This window comes from Devosia oryzisoli (assembly GCF_014837245.1).
Taxonomy (GTDB): domain Bacteria; phylum Pseudomonadota; class Alphaproteobacteria; order Rhizobiales; family Devosiaceae; genus Devosia; species Devosia oryzisoli.
Genome location: NZ_JACYFU010000001.1, coordinates 874436 through 890404 on the forward strand (window position 1 = coordinate 874436; position 15969 = coordinate 890404).

The window sequence follows — 15969 nt, forward strand, 5'->3', positions numbered from 1 at the left end:
TCCCATCGTGACCGCCGGCGTCTTACATCATGCCGCGCAAACTGGAATCGTCCTCCTGGAAATAGCCGCCTCTGTCCGGAGGTGGCGCGTAGTCCTGCACAGGCTGCACGCTTCGCGGCGGCAATGTATCGAACCCGCCACCATATTCCTGCTGCATCTGCTGTTCGCGCTGAATGGCATCGTAGGCATTGACGTCCATGCCGATGACGGAGGTCATCGGGTTGGGGCCCGTGCCAGGCTTGAATGATTCTTCGATCGCGGCTTCACCCTCGAAGGCTTTCGCTCCCGTACTCGGATTGACCCAGGCCGTAGTCATTCCAGATGGAACGTTGAAGGGCGTCGCTGGCCGACCCTGCATGGCCTTGGCCATGAAGTCCGTGAAGATCGGCACGGCAAGCCCGCCGCCCGTTGCCGCTGAGCCCATCGAACGGGGGTTGTCGTAGCCGAGATAAACGCCAACCGTCATCTCCGGGGTGAACCCAACAAACCAGGCATCCTTGTAGTCATTGGTTGTTCCGGTCTTGCCCGCCACTGGCCGATTCAGCGCCCGGGCCGCGGTGCCGGTCCCACGCTGCACCACGCCTTCGAGCATGGAGGTGATCTGGTAATCGGTCATCGGATCGAGCACCTGCTGCCTGTTGTCGATGATCCGAGGCTCGGCCTGACCGTGCCAGTCCGTCGCCTCGCATCCCTCACAGGTCCGCTGGTCGTGGCGATAGACGGTCTTTCCGTAGCGATCCTGGATACGGTCGATCAGCGTCGGCACGATCCGACGACCGCCGTTTGCCAGTGTGGCGTAGGCCGAGGTCAGGCGCAGGTTCGTGGTTTCTCCTGCCCCCAGTGCCATGGCCAGCACCGGCTGCATCTCGTCGTAGATGCCGAACATCTTTGCATACTCGGAAATTAGCGGCATACCGATATCACGGGCCAGGCGCACGGTCATGACGTTGCGGCTCCGCTCGATCCCGCGCCGCAGCGTCTGCGGCCCATAGAACTCCTGCGCGTAGTTCTCCGGCCGCCAGATTGACCCGTCGCCATTGCGGATTTCCACCGGCGCATCGAGGATGACGGAGGCGGGCGTATACCCATTGTCGAGCGCCGCCGCATAGACGAACGGTTTGAAGGCCGAGCCCGGCTGGCGCAGCGCCTGGGTCGCGCGGTTGAATTCACTTTCCGCGAACGAGAACCCACCCACCATTGCGAGCACTCGTCCCGTGCGAGGGTCCATCGCAACGAGCGACCCTTCGATCTGCGGCACCTGTTCGAGGGTGTAGGCTCCCTGCTTTCCGCCGACCGGGGACACATAGACAACGTCGCCCACCTTGAGGATGCTTTGCAACGGCTTGGACACCCACTTGATGTCCGGTCCGGCCAGCGTTCCGGTCACGCGGTTCGGCAAAATCGCTCCGTCGACATCGGCTTCGGGCCGGAGGCCTATGGTCGCCTGGTTGTCCCCCATCTCCAGCACGACCGCGAGCTGCCATTCCGGCACGTCGCTAAGCGGCGTGATGTCGAAAACGGCTTTGCCCCAATCTTCTGCGGTTTCCACGCTGGCCACTGGCCCCCGAAAGCCCCGCCCGTGATCGAACTCGATCAACCCGTCCATCAGGGCACGGCGTGCATATTCCTGAAGGCGCGGCTCAAGGGTCGTGCGCACAGAAAGACCGCCGCCATAGAGCTGGTCTTCCCCGTAGAGCTTGGCGAGCTCGCGACGCACTTCCTCGGTGAAATACTCGGCCGAATAAAGCTGGCTGCCCGCGGCGCGAGGAATGACGTTGAGCGGCTCCTCTTTGGCTTTGTCTCCGTCCTCCGGCGTGACGTAGCCGTTCTCCACCATGCGGTCGATGACCCAGTTCCTGCGCTCGATAGCGGCCTGGGTGCGCCGGAACGGGTGATAGTTGTTCGGCCCCTTCGGTAGTGCGGCCAGATACGCGGCCTCGGCCACGTCGAGTTCATAGAGCGCCTTGTCGAAGTAGTTGAGTGCCGCGGCCGCGACTCCATAGGAGTTCAGGCCAAGGAAGATCTCGTTGAGGTACAGCTCGAGGATCTTGTTCTTGGAAAAGGTGGACTCGATCCTCAGCGCCAGCACCGCTTCCTGGATTTTCCGGTCCCAGGTTTGCTCGGAGGTCAGGAGGAAGTTCTTGGCGACCTGCTGCGTGATGCTGGAACCGCCGCCTTGGATGGCCGAATTGCCCTCCAGCCGGGCCAGCACATTGTCGCGCACAGCGCGGATAACACCGTCCACGGCTATGCCGTTGTGGTGGAAGAAATCCTTGTCTTCCGCCGAAAGGAAAGCCTCGATCACCAGCGGTGGCACTGTTTCGATCGGCTGGAATAGCCGGCGTTCGCGAGCGTATTCGGCCAGTAGGGTGCCGTCCGCGGCATGAACGCGGGTCGTGACTGGCGGCTGATAGTCCTTGAGCACCGTATAGTCCGGCAATTGCGCCGTTACCGTCGCCAGGTACACGGCGCCAACGGCGACGCCACCAAGCGCCAGGAACATACCGAACCCGAAAAACCAGCCGAGCAGTCGAAACATTCAGTGAAAACCTCGAAGTGCCGACGAGACTGTGTGCCGCGGAAGATAGCAGACCTGCCCCCACACCGTGATCACGAAGGGCTGTACAAATGATCGCCGGGCCAGAGTCACTGCTCTTTCTCCAGGCTATCGAAATAGGACGAAATACCCCGGGCGATCGCTTCCGCCGTACGCGTCTGCCAATCGTTCTCCTTGAGATTGGCCATGTCCTTGGCGTTGGACAGGAATCCAAGTTCGATCAAGGCCGAGGGAACATCGGGTGCCTGCAGCACGAAGAAATCCGCCTGCCGCACGGGGAAGCGCCGCAGGGCCACGCTTGGCTCAAGCTGCTGCACGATGGACTGGGCCGCCAGGAATGACTGCACCCGCATCTCGCGGCGCATCAGGTCGACCAGAATATCGACAACTTCCGGCGCCATTTGCGGCATGGCAAAACCCGCGATGACATCCGACTTGTTCTCGTTATCGGCCAGCACCTTGTCGAGCACATCGGTGGCGTTCTCGTCGCGCGTGTAGACGCTGGCGCCCCGAATTTCGGGCTGCTGAAAGCTATCGGCATGAATGGAAAGAAAGAGATTGGCCTTGTTGGCGCGCGCCAGCTCGACCCGCTCCTCGAGCCGCAGATACGTATCGTCCTCGCGCGTCAGCGCAACGTCGAAACGCCCCGATGCTACCAGCAATTGTTGCAGCTTGAGGGCAAAGGAGAGGACAATATCTTTCTCCTTGACTCCGTCGGGCGCTTCGGCGCCGCTGTCAATGCCGCCGTGCCCTGGGTCGATGACCACGAGGGGACGCGTTGCGATGGGGAGCTCCGACCCGCCGGCTGGCGTCGATTCTACGGCGGTCGCAACACTAGCCGAAGCGGCGGCGTCCTTCTCGGCATTGGCAGCGAACTCTTCGGCCGTGGCAGGAATGATGTCCACCACCAGCCTTGCCGGCTGGTCCTCGAAGGCATCCAGCACATAGGCCTGCTGCACCTGGGCCGGTTGTGACAGGGTCAGCGTAGTCCGCACCCGGTCCGGCGCTGCCTGCTCGACGATATATTCCGAGACCATTCCCTCGCCCGCTGGCGTGCCGGCCGGCTCGGGGACGGTGAACGTGCCGGCGCGCACATCGATGGCCAGCCGGGTGGGATCGATCAGTGACACGAAGGCAAAATTCGTCTTTCCTGCGAGGTCGACCACCAGACGAGCCCGCTCCGGCGTCGATGACACACGGACGTCCATCACATTGGGCAGCGCCACGACTTGTGGAGCGGGAGCTGCCGCCGCTTCCTGCGCGCGAAGGCCCGGCGATGTCAACGCCACTGCGATGACCGCTACAGCAATGGCTTTGAGTGTAGGTGGGATCATGCTCGGCCGGTCTTGGAATGGACTGCGGCGTCACTGTATCGGACAAAGCCGATTCTGCCGACGCTTCGGGCCTTATGCGATGATTTGCGGCCGGGGCCAAGGAACGGCCCTTCACATTGGCGCGCGGCAGCCCCAAATGAGTTTCCTGTTGCCAATTTAATGCAACATCCCTACACGCTTAAGCCAAGGCGTGTGTGTTGGCCGGCCATTTGCGTGTCCTGCTCTTTCGGAGAGGAACGCGGCGCCGGGTGACCGTCCCGGATCGGCACTAGCGGTGCCGAACCCGGGTGCGAAAGCGGCGATTTCGGCGCCTTGACGACGAATTTCGGCTTTGCAGCCGGACGGTGGCGCGGACGTATGCGTTACCCAATAGGAAGAGGTCATATGGCCCGCAAGCGACTGGAACGCGAAGCGATCGACACTAGCGATTGCCGCCTTTCTTCGCTCCATTTCCTGGCCAGGACCAATCATGCCGGTGCGCTGAACGTGAGAGGTTCGCGCCCAATTTCACTCAAACCGTTCGCCCCGAGATGTGCCCTGGAGAAGGTGCCGGTCCGCCGGTCTTCACCTGTTGGCGCGCGGGTGCGTGGAGTTCAATATGGCGACCAAGAGAATGCTGGTGGATGCCATCCACCCGGAAGAAACACGGATTGTCGTTACCTCAGGTAACCGTCTCGAGGAGTTCGACTTCGAATCGGCGACCCGCCGCCAGCTGCGGGGCAACATCTACCTTGCCAAGGTCACCCGGGTCGAACCGAGCCTGCAGGCCGCATTTGTCGAATATGGCGGCAATCGCCACGGTTTCCTGGCGTTCAGCGAAATCCATCCCGATTATTACCAGATCCCCGTGGCCGACCGCGAAGCCTTGCTGCGCGATGAAGAGCACGACGATCATCACGACGAAGTTGACGAGCAGCTCTCCGACACATCGGGCGACACCGATGCGGACGCCGACCACGGCGACGGTGAAGAAAGCCACATCGAGCAGGCCCCCGCCAACAGCGAACCTGTCGAATCGATCGGCGGCGCCGATGCCCTCGAGGAAGTGCCCGAGCGGCGCCGGTCCAGTCAGCAGCGCCGGCACCAGTACAAAATCCAGGAAGTCATCAAGCGCCGGCAGGTGATGCTGGTCCAGGTGGTCAAGGAAGAGCGCGGCAACAAGGGCGCAGCTCTCACCACCTATCTTTCGCTCGCCGGCCGCTATTCCGTCCTGATGCCCAACACCGCTCGTGGTGGCGGCATTTCGCGCAAGATCACCAATGCGGCTGACCGCAAGCGTCTCAAGGAGATCACTTCCGATCTCGAGGTGCCGCAGGGCATGGGCGTCATCCTGCGCACGGCGGGTGCCTCGCGAACCAAGGCCGAGGTGAAGCGCGATTTCGAATATTTGATGCGCCTATGGGAGAGTGTGCGGACGCTCACGCTGCAGAGCTCGGCGCCCTGCCTCGTCTACGAGGAAGGCTCGCTGATCAAGCGGACCATCCGGGACCTCTACAACAAGGACATCGACGAAGTTCTGGTGGCGGGCGACAACGCCTACCGCGAAGCCAAGGACTTCATGAAGATGATCATGCCGTCCCACGCCAAGAACGTGAAGCCATACGCCGAAGAGCAGCCCCTGTTCTCCAAGTACAACATCGAAGCCCAGCTCGATCAGATGTTCTCGCCGGTCGTCACGCTGCCCTCGGGCGGATACCTGGTGATCAACCCGACCGAGGCGCTGGTCTCCATCGACGTCAACTCGGGCCGCTCCACCAAGGAGCACAACATCGAGGACACGGCGCTTCAGACTAATCTGGAAGCGGCCGATGAAGTGGCCCGCCAGTTGCGCCTGCGCGACCTGGCAGGTCTGATCGTCATCGACTTTATCGACATGATGGAGAACCGCTCCAACCGGGCCGTCGAGCGCAAGCTCAAGGATTGCCTCAAGGACGATCGCGCCCGCATCCAGGTCGGCCGCATCAGCCATTTCGGCCTGATGGAAATGAGCCGCCAGCGCATCCGCTTTGGGGTCGTGGAAAGCTCCACCCACAAGTGCCCGGTCTGCGAAGGCACCGGCCTCGTGCGCTCCACCGAGTCGCTGGCGCTGATGATCATGCGCCACATCGAGGATCACGTCCTGCGCAAGCAGGGCCAGTCGATCAACGTGCGGGTGCCGGTCGAGGTGGCGCTCTACATTCTCAACTTCAAGCGCGATACGCTCACGCAGCTCGAGGTGCGCAACAGCCTGTCCATCACCATTACCGCCGATGGCAAGATGACGGGCCACCAGTTCGCCATCGAGAAGGGCGAGCCTCGCGTTTCGGCTTACGCCGATCAGCGCGCCGCGGCGCATGTGCGCGTCGACAGCGCCGTCATCGAGGACGTCGAGGAAGACGAAGCCGAGGAAGCCGAGGCCACGGAGGATCGGGCCCCGTCCGAAGGCGAAGGCGAAGCGGGCGGAGAAGGCGGCGGCAGTGGTCGTCGCCGGCGCCGCCGTCGTCGCCGCGGAGGGAACGGTGAACGCGGCGACGAGCGGGCGACCCAGCTAATGCAGGCCGAGGACGGAACGGCCGAGCCTGATGACGACTTAGAAGGCGAGGATGCGGGCGAGGAAAACGCCGAACGCCCCAGTTCGGAAGAGGATGGCGAGCCCCGCCGGCGCCGCCGTCGTGGTCGCCGTGGCGGTCGTCGCAATCGTCGCGACCAGGAAGGCGAAACCGCGCCGGATGCAGTCGAAGCAGCGGTCACTGCTCCCGAGGACGCCGTCGTGCAGCACGTTGATGTCACCGATGGCGCTGCCGAGCCGGTTGCCGGGGCCGAGGCGCCTGCTGCCGATGCTTCCGCCGTAGCCGAGGAGGCCCCGGTCAAGCCCAAGCGCACCCGTCGCAAGAAGGTTACCGAAACCGAGGAATCGGCACCGGCCGAGACCACACCGGTTGCCTCTGTTTCCGGGGATGCTCCTGCGGAAGAGGACAAGCCCAAGCGCAAGCCGCGGACACGCAAGCCCAAGGCTGCGCCAGAAGCTGCAGCGACCGAGGCCGCTTCGGCAGAGGTTCCTGCTGTTGCGGAAACCGCCGTGACTGGCCCAGATGCGGGTGCTGCCGCCTCCGAGCCGCCGGCGGACGCTGCCCCGGAAAGCCCTGCACGACCGCGCCGTGCAAAGAAGGACCTGCCGCCCGAAGGCGTGGTTGTGACCTCCAGCGCCCCCACGGCGGAGACTGCGGAAGAACCCGAAGGCGAGCCGGAGAAGAAAAAGAAGGTCGGCTGGTGGCAGCGCCGCCTTGGCCTTGGCTAGATCAATCGGGCGGCCCCAGGGCCGCCCTTCTTGTTTCCCGGCGAGACGTCAGGCGGGGTTGTACCGGTAGACAACATCGCCGGGGTCCTGCGGCACCGCGTTCTCGTCGTGTATCCCCCCGAGCCGTTCCGCCACGCGGATCGAAGCGGCGTTGAGCGGGTCGATGTAGCTGACCAACGTGCCAAGCTCCAGTTCCGCAAAGGCCCAATCGCGCAGACACGCCGCGGCCTCGGTCGCGCAACCCCTGCCCTCCTGCCCCTCATAGAGCAGCCAGCCCAGTTCCTTTTCGGAGTAAAACGGCCCGTGGTTGATGCCGACCTGCCCAATACAGCGGCCGCTCTCGCGCAGTTCGATCATCAGCGCGCCATGGCCGTAGAGGTGCCACATGGCGATGTCGCTGCAGAACATGCCCCAGGAGACGCGTCGGTCCAGCGGCCCGCCCATATACATCGCCCGCGGGGAGATCAGCAGCGCGGCGTATTCGTCGAAGTCGCTGTGATTGGGCGGCCGCAGCAGGAGCCGCTCCGTCAGGAGCGTCGGAATGTCAGCCACGAGAGGTCCCCTTAGGCCAGGAAGCGGTGCAGCCTTTCAAGCGCTTCAGTGATTGTCGCCGCGGTCCCGGCATAGCTGAACCGCACATAGCCGTTGCCGTCGGTCCTGTCGAAGTCGATGCCGGGGGTCGCGGCCACACCGACTTCTTCCAGCATCTGCTCGCAGAAACCCATGGCGTTGTTCGAAAATTTGCTGATTCCGGCATAGGCGTAGAAGGCTCCATCCCCCGCAACGGGTAGGGTGAAGCCGAGTTCCCGCAACCCACTTGCCAAGAGTTGCCGATTGGTGGCGTAGCCCGCTTTCTGCTCCTCGGCGTAGTCGCGCTCGCCCAAGGCCACTGTGGCCGCGATCTGGCTGAGCGTCGGCGCCGAAATGAACAGATTCTGTTGCAGGATTTCCGCGCGTCGGACCAGGTGTTCTGGCACGACCATCCAGCCGATGCGCCAGCCGGTCATGCAGTAGTATTTCGAGAAGCTGTTGATGACGATGGCGTTGCGCGTCAGTTCGAGCGCACTGACTGACGGTCCGCGATAGTCGAGCCCGTGATAGATTTCGTCCGAAATGAAGGTGACGCCGAGTCGCTCGCACGCGGCAATGATGTCCGCCAGCCCTTGGCGATCGACGTCGGCGCCCGTCGGGTTGGCAGGGCTGGCGAACAGCAGCCCCTCGAAAGGCTGCCGGTTGTAGGCGGCCTCTATCTCCGCGCCCGTCAAGCGCCACCCCTGGTCTGGAGAAACAGCGATCTCGCTGATGCCGAACCCGAGTCCGAGCAGCGTGTTGATGTAGGCGGGGTAGCCGGGCCGGGTGATGGCGATGCGCGCCCCGGGTTTGAACGCCGTGTGAAACGCCAGGATGAAGCCTGCGGATGACCCCATCGTCGCCAGGATCAGGTCCGGGTCTACCGTGACGCCGTGCTGCTCCTGATAATAGGCGGAAAGCCCCTCCCGCAGTTCGGTCATGCCTTTGGCGTTCGTGTAGCCCTGGGGCTGCGGCAGCGCCTTCCGGACGGCCTCGATGACGCGCGGCGCCGGCGGCCGGCCCGGCTCCCCAACCTCCAGATGACAAACAGTCCGCCCCTGTGCTTCCAGCGCCTTGGCCCGTTTGAGAATGTCCATCGCATAGAACGGCATCAGGCCATCGGTGGTCTCGGTCATGCTGCACTCCATAGGTCTCAACCGGGACTATCTGCATGCGCCGCCGGTCTCAACCACAATTGATCCCGGCGCTAACGGTCCGCACATTCAGAGGTGCTAGTTTTTCGCATCGTCTGCTAAAAGCGCGCGACTTGACCAGCGGAGCCTCCCGATGAATCGCCTTGCCCTCGTCCTCGCCGTCATTGCCGGCGCTCTCGCCGGTGCCTTGGGATACGCGACGCTCAATCGTCCCCAGCCGCAGACCGACGAGGTTGCCGTTCGCGCCATTGTCGAGGACGTGCTGAGCCAAAAGGCGGCTGCGGAGATCGAGCAACCCGCGCAGGATGTTGCCCAGATCGATCCGGACGTTCTCAACCCGATGATCGAACAATTCCTGATGAGCGACCCCAAGCTCCTGCAGCGCATGTCTGTGGCCTTGGACGCGACCCTACAAGCCGAAGAATCGGCGAAGGCCAAGACCGCTCTCGCCGACATGCACGAGCAGATCTACAACGACCCCGGACAGGTCGTGCTGGGCAATCCCGATGGCGACGTCACCCTGGTCGAGTTCTTCGATTACAATTGCGGCTATTGCCGCGCCGCCCTCCCCGACATGGCGACGCTCCTGGCCGAGGATCCCAACCTCAAGGTGATCCTCAAGGAATTCCCGATCCTCTCGAACGAATCGATCGATGCCGCCCGCGTCGCCGTGCTCGTCAATGACGCTGGCGTCGACTACTGGAACTTCCACGAGGCGCTCTTCTCGAGCCGGGGCAAGGTCGACAAATCTGCCGCTCTCGCCGCGGCCTCTGATCTGGGCCTCAGCCCGGTGCAACTGGAGCTGCAGATGGGGGAGGAAAAAGTCGCCCAGGCCATCCAGACCTCCTACACTATCGCGCAGGCACTCGGCATCACCGGCACGCCCACCTACATCATCGGCAACGAGATCATTCCCGGCGCCATCGGCGTCGATGAGCTCAAGAGCCGCATTGCCAATATGCGGGCATGCGGCGAGACGCAGTGCAGCTAGTGTTTTCGGTGCAATTCGTGTAACCGGCCTTGCAGCGGCCCAGGCGGCCAATGCACAAGGCTAGGATCATGGCGAAACGCGTTCTCGTCCTCAACGGCCCGAACCTCAACCTGCTCGGCACGCGGGAACCCGGCATCTATGGTGCCGAGACGCTGGCCGACGTCGAGGAGCTTTGCCGCCGCGCCGGCCACGATCTGGGCCTGCAGGTGGACTGCCGCCAGTCCAATCACGAGGGCGAGTTGGTGACCTGGATACAGGACGCCCGCGAGAGTGCTGACGGCATCCTTATCAACCCCGGCGCCTATTCCCACACCTCTATCGCCATTCCCGATGCCATGAAGGCGGTCGGGTTGCCTGTGGCAGAGGTTCACATAAGCAATATCCACCAGCGTGAGCCCTACCGGCACCATTCCTACGTGTCGGCGGTGGCGTTCGGCGTCATTTGCGGCTTCGGCACGCTGGGGTATAGACTGGCCCTTCACGCTTTGGCCGAAAAACTCAAATAACGCTTCTGTCCGGAAGCCGGGAGACCGAAAAGAATGACCAAGTCATCGCAGGTGGATCAGGATCTGATCCGCGCCATCGCAGAACTGCTCAACAAGGAAAATCTTGCCGAGATCGAAATCGAGCAGGAAGATTTCCGCGTTCGCGTAACGCGCTCCTATCCGGTCGAAGCGCCGGTCTATGCGCCGCCGATGCAGTACATGGCGCCGCCACACGCCGCCGCGCCAGCGGCACCCGCTGCCCCGGCTTCGTCAGTCCCCGCTGCTGCCCCCCTGTCCGCTGAAGACCTTAGCGCCAACCCCGGCACCCTGACCTCGCCCATGGTCGGCACCGCCTACCGCGCTTCCGAGCCTGGCAAACCGCCCTTCGTCGAGGTTGGTACGAAAGTGTCCGAAGGGCAGACCGTTCTCATCATCGAAGCGATGAAGACGATGAACCAGATTCCGGCGCATCGCTCGGGCACCGTGACGCGGATACTGGTCGAAGATTCCCAGCCCGTCGAATATGGCGAGCCGCTCGTCGTCATCGAATAAGGGGGCGAACGTGTTCCATAAGGTCCTCATCGCCAATCGGGGCGAAATCGCCCTGCGCATCCTGCGCGCCTGCAAGGAACTGGGCATCCAGACCGTTGCAGTGCACTCCACCGCCGACGCCAACGCCATGCATGTGCGGTTGGCCGACGAAAGCGTCTGCATCGGCCCGAACGCAGCCAAGGACAGTTATCTCAATATCCCGTCCCTGCTGGCTGCCTGCGAGATCACCGGCGCCGATGCCGTGCACCCCGGCTATGGCTTCCTGTCGGAAAATGCCCGCTTCGCCAAGATTCTCGAAGAGCACAAGGTTACCTTCATCGGTCCTTCGGCGCATCACATCGAGATCATGGGCGACAAGATCACGGCCAAGAAAACGGCTGTGGAACTGGGCATTCCGGTAGTCCCCGGCTCGGCTGGTGCAGTCGACAGCGATGACGTCGCTCTCAAGACCGCCAAGGAGATCGGCTATCCGGTGCTGATCAAGGCGACCGCCGGCGGCGGTGGCCGTGGCATGAAGGTGGCGAAGACCGAAAAAGACCTGCTCGAAGCCTGGTCGACAGCGCGCACCGAAGCCAAGGCTGCTTTCGGCAATGACTCCGTCTATATGGAGAAATACCTCGGCAAGCCGCGCCACATCGAGGTGCAGGTGCTGGGCGACGGCCAGGGTAACGCCGTGCATCTGGGCGTGCGCGACTGCTCCTTGCAGCGTCGCCACCAGAAGGTCTGGGAAGAAGCCGGCGGTCCCACCATCCAGCCCGAAGAGCGCGACCGCATCGGCGAAATCTGCGCCGCCGCCATGCGCAAGCTCAAATACTCGGGCGCCGGCACCATCGAGTTCCTCTACGAGAACGGCGAGTTCTATTTCATCGAGATGAACACGCGCCTGCAGGTGGAACACCCGGTCACCGAGCGCATCACCGGCGTCGACATCGTCTACGAGCAGATCCGTGTCGCATCGGGAGAAAAGCTCTCCATGACTCAGGATCAGGTGAGCTTTTATGGCCATGCCATCGAAGTGCGCATCAACGCCGAGGACCCGCAGACCTTCGCGCCTTCGCCGGGTACCATCACCTTCTACCACCCCGCCGGCGGCGTGGGCGTGCGGGTCGATTCGGCCGTCTACCAAGGCTACAAAATCCCGCCCTACTACGACTCGCTCATCGGCAAGCTGATCGTCTATGGCCGCACGCGCGAGGAGTGCCTCAAGCGCCTCAACCGGGCCATCGACGAGTTCGTGGTGGATGGCGTCAAGACTACCCTGCCGCTCTTCCAACGCCTCATCAAGCAGCCCGACATTCTGGCCGGCAACTACGACATCCACTGGCTGGAAAAGTTCCTGGCCGAGAACAAGAGCTAGCGGCACGCGCCGGTTCGGGGGCCGGCGACCACGGAGGCCGGATCATGCCGTGCATGTTCCACATCACACCGTCATTGCCCGGCGTGTCCGGGCAATCCACCTTCGGGTATCAGTCATGACCCGCCCCGACCCCTTCGATCTCGAGATCACGCCCGAGCTGATCGTCCGTGCCTACCGGGCCGGCATCTTCCCCATGGCGGAGGATGCGGCGGACGAAAACCTGTTCTGGGTCAGCCCCGAACAGCGGGGCATCCTGCCGCTCGAGGGCTTCCATCTCAGCCGCAGCCTGCGCAAGGCGATGCGCAGGAACGGCTGGGTCGTTCGGGTCGACACCGACTTCCCTGCCGTCATCGAGGCCTGCGCCAGCGTCGGCGAAGACCGTGACACGACCTGGATCAACGGCACCATCCGCCGCGTTTATGGTCAGCTGTTCGACCAGGGCGTCGCGCACACTGTGGAGGTCTGGCACGGCGATGACCTCGTAGGCGGGCTCTATGGCCTCGCCATTGACGGCGCCTTTTTCGGCGAATCCATGTTCCACCGGCGCACCGACGCTTCCAAGATCGCCACGGCGCACCTCGTCGAGCGCCTCGTGGCGGGCGGTTTCCGGCTGCTCGACACGCAGTTCCTGACGCCGCACCTGGCCTCGCTCGGCGGCATCGAGATCCCCCGGGCCGAGTACGAGGATCGCCTGGCCGCGGCCCTCAAGGTCAAGGCCAACTGGACGGCGTGGGACCGCCGGCCATGACGCCTCCAGCCGATCTGCCGGAGAGCTTCAGTCCCCTGCGCGATCTCGCCTGGACGCCGATCACGCTGGGCCGGTCGTCGGCCGAGGTGTGGCGCATCACGCTGGGAGACGGCAATTCCGTCTTCGTCAAGGCCGAGCCGAACCACCCGCTGGCCGAGCTTCCCGGCGAGATCGAGCGCCTCAACTGGCTCACCCGCATGGGCTTCAAGGCGCCCCGGGTGATCGACGCCGAACAATCGGCAGAGCGGACCTGGTTGCTCATGAGCGCGGTCCCGGGACGCGATCTCACCCACCACATCGCCGACCCAGGACTTGTCGTCCGGACCTACGCCCAGGGCCTCAAGCGCCTCCACGCGCTCGATCCGACGCACTGCCCGTTCGACCACGGTACCGCGGCGCGGCTCGAGGATGCGCGCCTGCGTCTGGCGGCGAACCTCGTCGACGAGGACGACTTCGATACCGACCACATTGGCTGGAGCGGCGTCCAGGTCCTCGACTGGCTGGCGGACAACCCGCCGCCAACCGGTGCACCAACGGTTACGCATGGCGACAGCTCTGCCCCAAACCTCCTTGCCCTCGATGGCCGCTTTTCCGGCATCGTTGATTGCGGACGCCTGGGTGTAGCCGATGCCTGGCAGGACCTGGCGCTGGCCTGCCGCAGCATCGCCTACAATGTCGGGCAGCAGCACGTCGCGCCCTTCCTGGCTGCCTATGGCGCGGAATGGGACGAGACCAAATACCGCTACTACTGCACTCTCGACGAAATGTTCTGACGCCAGCGTCAGCCTTGTAGCTTGAAGGCCAGCGTGGTCAGCCAGTCATCCGGGTCAGGCACAGTCGACGGGTCCGTTTCGTAGATTTCCAGACGACAGGCGAAATGATCGCCGTCCGGCTTCTCCACCATGTCGAAAGGCTGCTGGGTCAGGCGCGACCAGCCAATCAGCATCCCCGTCACCTGTTCGAGCGCATCGTAGTGTCCCGTCCAGGAGAGAGACATGAAGCGTCCGCCGGGCAAGGTTCCGGTCCGAACACGACCCATCTCCGGTCCTGCACCGGTCAGGGGAATGCCGGCCTCAACGTCGAGCGTGTCGGCCATGTCGATGCGCCGGTAGTTGTAGAACGGCGCCCCCGCCGCCTCCAGCCCGTGCTTGTCGAGATAGGCGAACAGAGCCGGGAAGCCCTCGTCGGCCGGCGTCTTCATCTGGTCCATGCGGACCGTGAACGGCACGTAGGCGTAGGGTATGGCCGGGCGGTCGATAATCTTGGGCAATGTCATCATGGAGCGTCTCCCTTGGCTGCAAATCTGCCTCAAGGACGAAGACGCATCCACCCGTTCGACACGGACGGCGGAAATATCAGCGTTGGTCCGGCGGCGGTACGCTGGTGCTGGTCTTGCACTCAATCAGCCACACGTCATAAATCGCGTGATCGACGGCATTGAGCGCAGGACTGTCAGCAAACATCCAGCCGGTGAAGATACGCTTGGACGACCCGTCCATATCCAACTGGTCCACCTCGAGGAAAGCCGAGGTCCGCTGCAAAGTGTCGCTGGCGGGCCGGTTATAGCAGGCGCGGGGCGTTATCTCGAGCGCGCCGAACAGCACGGTCTCGTCGATGTAGACGTCGAACTTGGTGATACGGCCGGTGATCTTGTCGAGACCGGCAAACGTGGCAATAGGATTGGCCAGCGTCTGCGCGGCAACCGGCGTCGCGATTGCGAAGGCAGCCGCCGTCGTCAGTGGCAGCAGCCACGCTGGGGAGGAGAAACGCAACAGGCCTGGTCCGTTATTCAGGCGACCATGGCTGGTAATCGCCCGTCACGCGCGGGCGCTGCCCCTTGTTGAGCAGGCTGCCATCGGGACGATACGCTGCAGCAGTGCCGGTCAGATTCGGCTGATGCGGCTTCTGCCACTCGCGTGCCGTATAGGTGGCCTTGCTGGGCGGCACGTCGATGCGGTGATGCATCCAGCCGTGCCAGCCGGGAGGAATGGTCGAGGCGTCGGCATAGCCGGCATAGGTCACGTAGCGGCGATTGGCCTTCTTGTCCTGATAATAGCGATTGCCGAACTCGTCCTCGCCGACGAACTCGCCAAAGCGCTTGATCCACAGTCGCGTGCCCCAGGTGTTACCACTCCACCAGGAGAAGATTTCAGTGAAGAGTTGCTTGAAGCCGGACTGTGCCACGTGTCGATTCCACAAAGATTGGCGATCGTGGTGCGGTTTAGCATGGGCTATTGGGTGAGCCTAGACCTTGTTCGACGATTTGAGGCTGGCCGGGGCGGCTTCACTCACCGCGCAGCAGCGTCATTGCCGCGGAGATCACGCGGTCCTTCTGGGCATCGCTCGTGCCCGCCAGCCCCTGAATGTGCAGACCCTGGTCGAGCGTCTGCAACATCTTGCCCAGCCCGGCCAGGTTTGCCGTCTTTCCGATTTCACCACGCGCGGCCGCGCTCACGAGGTTGCCCTGGTAGAGCGCTTCGATTTCGGCCGCCGCCGCCACCGCCTTTTCGAAGGCTGCTTCAGGCACGGTGTCCTTCTGCGTCAACGTATTGAGCATGAAGCAGCCATAGTACTGGCTGCCATATTGCAGGCTCTTGAGCACGGTTTCGATGTTGTCGAGTCCGAGCGGCTGGCGCGTCAGGATGTCCCGATATTCGGCCAGCAGGAAGCCGAGGAACCGCTCGAGCGCTGCCTCGTAGAGTCCCGCCTTGCCGCCGAACTCCTTGTAGAGACTGAACCGGTTGAGCCCCGTGTGATCCACGAGAGCGGCAAGGTGCGCCCCTTCGTATCCCTGCCGCCAAAACAGCTCCATGGCCCGATCCACCACGTCTTCGCGCACATATCCCCGCGGCCTAGCCATATCTAACCGATCGTTCTGAAACCATTGACGGGCGCCGGGCACGACGTTATGCACTTATCGTTCTGAAATGATTTGGGCTCTGTG

15 protein-coding genes are annotated in these 15969 nt (G+C 63.2%); 7 read left to right on the plus strand and 8 right to left on the minus strand.

Annotated features, from left to right (window positions below; all coding sequences use genetic code 11):
• Positions 1–22: 22 nt before the first annotated feature.
• Both IC608_RS04405 and IC608_RS04410 read right to left on the minus strand, forming a co-directional pair.
• A complete protein-coding gene (locus IC608_RS04405; protein WP_191772951.1) occupies positions 23–2539 on the minus strand; it encodes a penicillin-binding protein 1A in 2517 nt (838 codons plus the stop codon).
• Positions 2540–2646: 107 nt separating this feature from the next.
• Positions 2647–3891: an N-acetylmuramoyl-L-alanine amidase gene (locus IC608_RS04410; protein WP_191772952.1), complete on the minus strand. Its 1245-nt coding sequence runs from the start codon at positions 3889–3891 to the stop codon at positions 2647–2649.
• Between the two features lie 598 nt (positions 3892–4489).
• Here IC608_RS04410 and IC608_RS04415 point away from each other — a divergent pair.
• Positions 4490–7168 (plus strand): Rne/Rng family ribonuclease, encoded by a 2679-nt coding sequence (locus IC608_RS04415; protein ID WP_191772954.1) that lies wholly within the window; start codon positions 4490–4492, stop codon positions 7166–7168.
• 48 nt (positions 7169–7216) lie between these two features.
• Here IC608_RS04415 and IC608_RS04420 read toward each other — a convergent pair whose 3' ends face one another.
• A complete protein-coding gene (locus IC608_RS04420) occupies positions 7217–7720 on the minus strand; it encodes a GNAT family N-acetyltransferase (protein ID WP_191772956.1) in 504 nt (167 codons plus the stop codon).
• An 11-nt stretch (positions 7721–7731) separates the two neighbouring features.
• Positions 7732–8874 carry a pyridoxal phosphate-dependent aminotransferase gene (locus tag IC608_RS04425; protein ID WP_248306163.1) on the minus strand — a complete coding sequence of 381 codons (1143 nt, stop codon included), beginning with the start codon at positions 8872–8874 and terminating at the stop codon, positions 7732–7734.
• 151 nt (positions 8875–9025) lie between these two features.
• Here IC608_RS04425 and IC608_RS04430 point away from each other — a divergent pair, with 151 nt between their 5' ends.
• The 6 genes from IC608_RS04430 to IC608_RS04455 all read left to right on the plus strand — a co-directional run bounded on the left by IC608_RS04430 (position 9026) and on the right by IC608_RS04455 (position 13798).
• On the plus strand, positions 9026–9883 hold the full coding sequence (locus IC608_RS04430; protein ID WP_191772961.1) for a DsbA family protein: 858 nt from the start codon (positions 9026–9028) through the stop codon (positions 9881–9883).
• A 68-nt stretch (positions 9884–9951) separates the two neighbouring features.
• A complete protein-coding gene (gene aroQ, locus IC608_RS04435; protein ID WP_191772963.1) occupies positions 9952–10389 on the plus strand; it encodes a type II 3-dehydroquinate dehydratase in 438 nt (145 codons plus the stop codon).
• A 33-nt stretch (positions 10390–10422) separates the two neighbouring features.
• Positions 10423–10920 carry an acetyl-CoA carboxylase biotin carboxyl carrier protein gene (gene accB, locus IC608_RS04440; protein WP_191772965.1) on the plus strand — a complete coding sequence of 166 codons (498 nt, stop codon included), beginning with the start codon at positions 10423–10425 and terminating at the stop codon, positions 10918–10920.
• 10 nt (positions 10921–10930) lie between these two features.
• A complete protein-coding gene (gene accC / locus IC608_RS04445; RefSeq protein ID WP_345890828.1) occupies positions 10931–12277 on the plus strand; it encodes an acetyl-CoA carboxylase biotin carboxylase subunit in 1347 nt (448 codons plus the stop codon).
• A 115-nt stretch (positions 12278–12392) separates the two neighbouring features.
• Positions 12393–13025, plus strand: coding sequence for a leucyl/phenylalanyl-tRNA--protein transferase (aat, locus tag IC608_RS04450; RefSeq protein WP_191772969.1), 633 nt, complete (start codon positions 12393–12395; stop codon positions 13023–13025).
• A complete protein-coding gene (locus IC608_RS04455) occupies positions 13022–13798 on the plus strand; it encodes an APH(3') family aminoglycoside O-phosphotransferase (RefSeq protein WP_191772970.1) in 777 nt (258 codons plus the stop codon). Before aat ends, IC608_RS04455 begins: the two co-directional genes overlap by 4 nt.
• A gap of 8 nt (positions 13799–13806) precedes the next feature.
• Here the strand turns inward: IC608_RS04455 and IC608_RS04460 are convergent, their stop codons facing one another.
• The 4 genes from IC608_RS04460 to IC608_RS04475 form a co-directional block, all read right to left on the minus strand.
• Entirely contained in the window at positions 13807–14304 is a 498-nt protein-coding gene (locus IC608_RS04460; RefSeq protein WP_191772972.1) for a GyrI-like domain-containing protein, read from the minus strand.
• Between the two features lie 76 nt (positions 14305–14380).
• Positions 14381–14836, minus strand: a complete 456-nt coding sequence (locus IC608_RS04465) for a DUF2155 domain-containing protein (RefSeq protein WP_191773784.1) — start codon at positions 14834–14836, stop codon at positions 14381–14383.
• Positions 14811–15209, minus strand: a complete 399-nt coding sequence (locus IC608_RS04470) for an NADH:ubiquinone oxidoreductase subunit NDUFA12 (RefSeq protein WP_191772974.1) — start codon at positions 15207–15209, stop codon at positions 14811–14813. The genes IC608_RS04465 and IC608_RS04470 overlap by 26 nt, the downstream gene beginning before the upstream one ends.
• 100 nt (positions 15210–15309) lie before the next feature.
• Positions 15310–15885, minus strand: a complete 576-nt coding sequence (locus tag IC608_RS04475) for a TetR/AcrR family transcriptional regulator (RefSeq protein WP_191772975.1) — start codon at positions 15883–15885, stop codon at positions 15310–15312.
• Positions 15886–15969: the final 84 nt, after the last annotated feature.

What these genes read in the sequence shown, in the direction of transcription:
- aat (WP_191772969.1), top strand. Translation starts at nt 12,393, where the DNA reads ATGACCCGCCCCGACCCCTTCGATCTCGAGATCACGCCCGAGCTGATC.
- IC608_RS04430 (WP_191772961.1), top strand. Translation starts at nt 9,026, where the DNA reads ATGAATCGCCTTGCCCTCGTCCTCGCCGTCATTGCCGGCGCTCTCGCC.
- accB (WP_191772965.1), top strand. Translation starts at nt 10,423, where the DNA reads ATGACCAAGTCATCGCAGGTGGATCAGGATCTGATCCGCGCCATCGCA.
- IC608_RS04460 (WP_191772972.1), bottom strand. Translation starts at nt 14,304, where the DNA reads ATGATGACATTGCCCAAGATTATCGACCGCCCGGCCATACCCTACGCC.
- IC608_RS04425 (WP_248306163.1), bottom strand. Translation starts at nt 8,874, where the DNA reads ATGACCGAGACCACCGATGGCCTGATGCCGTTCTATGCGATGGACATT.
- IC608_RS04475 (WP_191772975.1), bottom strand. Translation starts at nt 15,885, where the DNA reads ATGGCTAGGCCGCGGGGATATGTGCGCGAAGACGTGGTGGATCGGGCC.
- aroQ (WP_191772963.1), top strand. Translation starts at nt 9,952, where the DNA reads ATGGCGAAACGCGTTCTCGTCCTCAACGGCCCGAACCTCAACCTGCTC.
- IC608_RS04455 (WP_191772970.1), top strand. Translation starts at nt 13,022, where the DNA reads ATGACGCCTCCAGCCGATCTGCCGGAGAGCTTCAGTCCCCTGCGCGAT.
- IC608_RS04410 (WP_191772952.1), bottom strand. Translation starts at nt 3,891, where the DNA reads ATGATCCCACCTACACTCAAAGCCATTGCTGTAGCGGTCATCGCAGTG.
- IC608_RS04405 (WP_191772951.1), bottom strand. Translation starts at nt 2,539, where the DNA reads ATGTTTCGACTGCTCGGCTGGTTTTTCGGGTTCGGTATGTTCCTGGCG.
- IC608_RS04415 (WP_191772954.1), top strand. Translation starts at nt 4,490, where the DNA reads ATGGCGACCAAGAGAATGCTGGTGGATGCCATCCACCCGGAAGAAACA.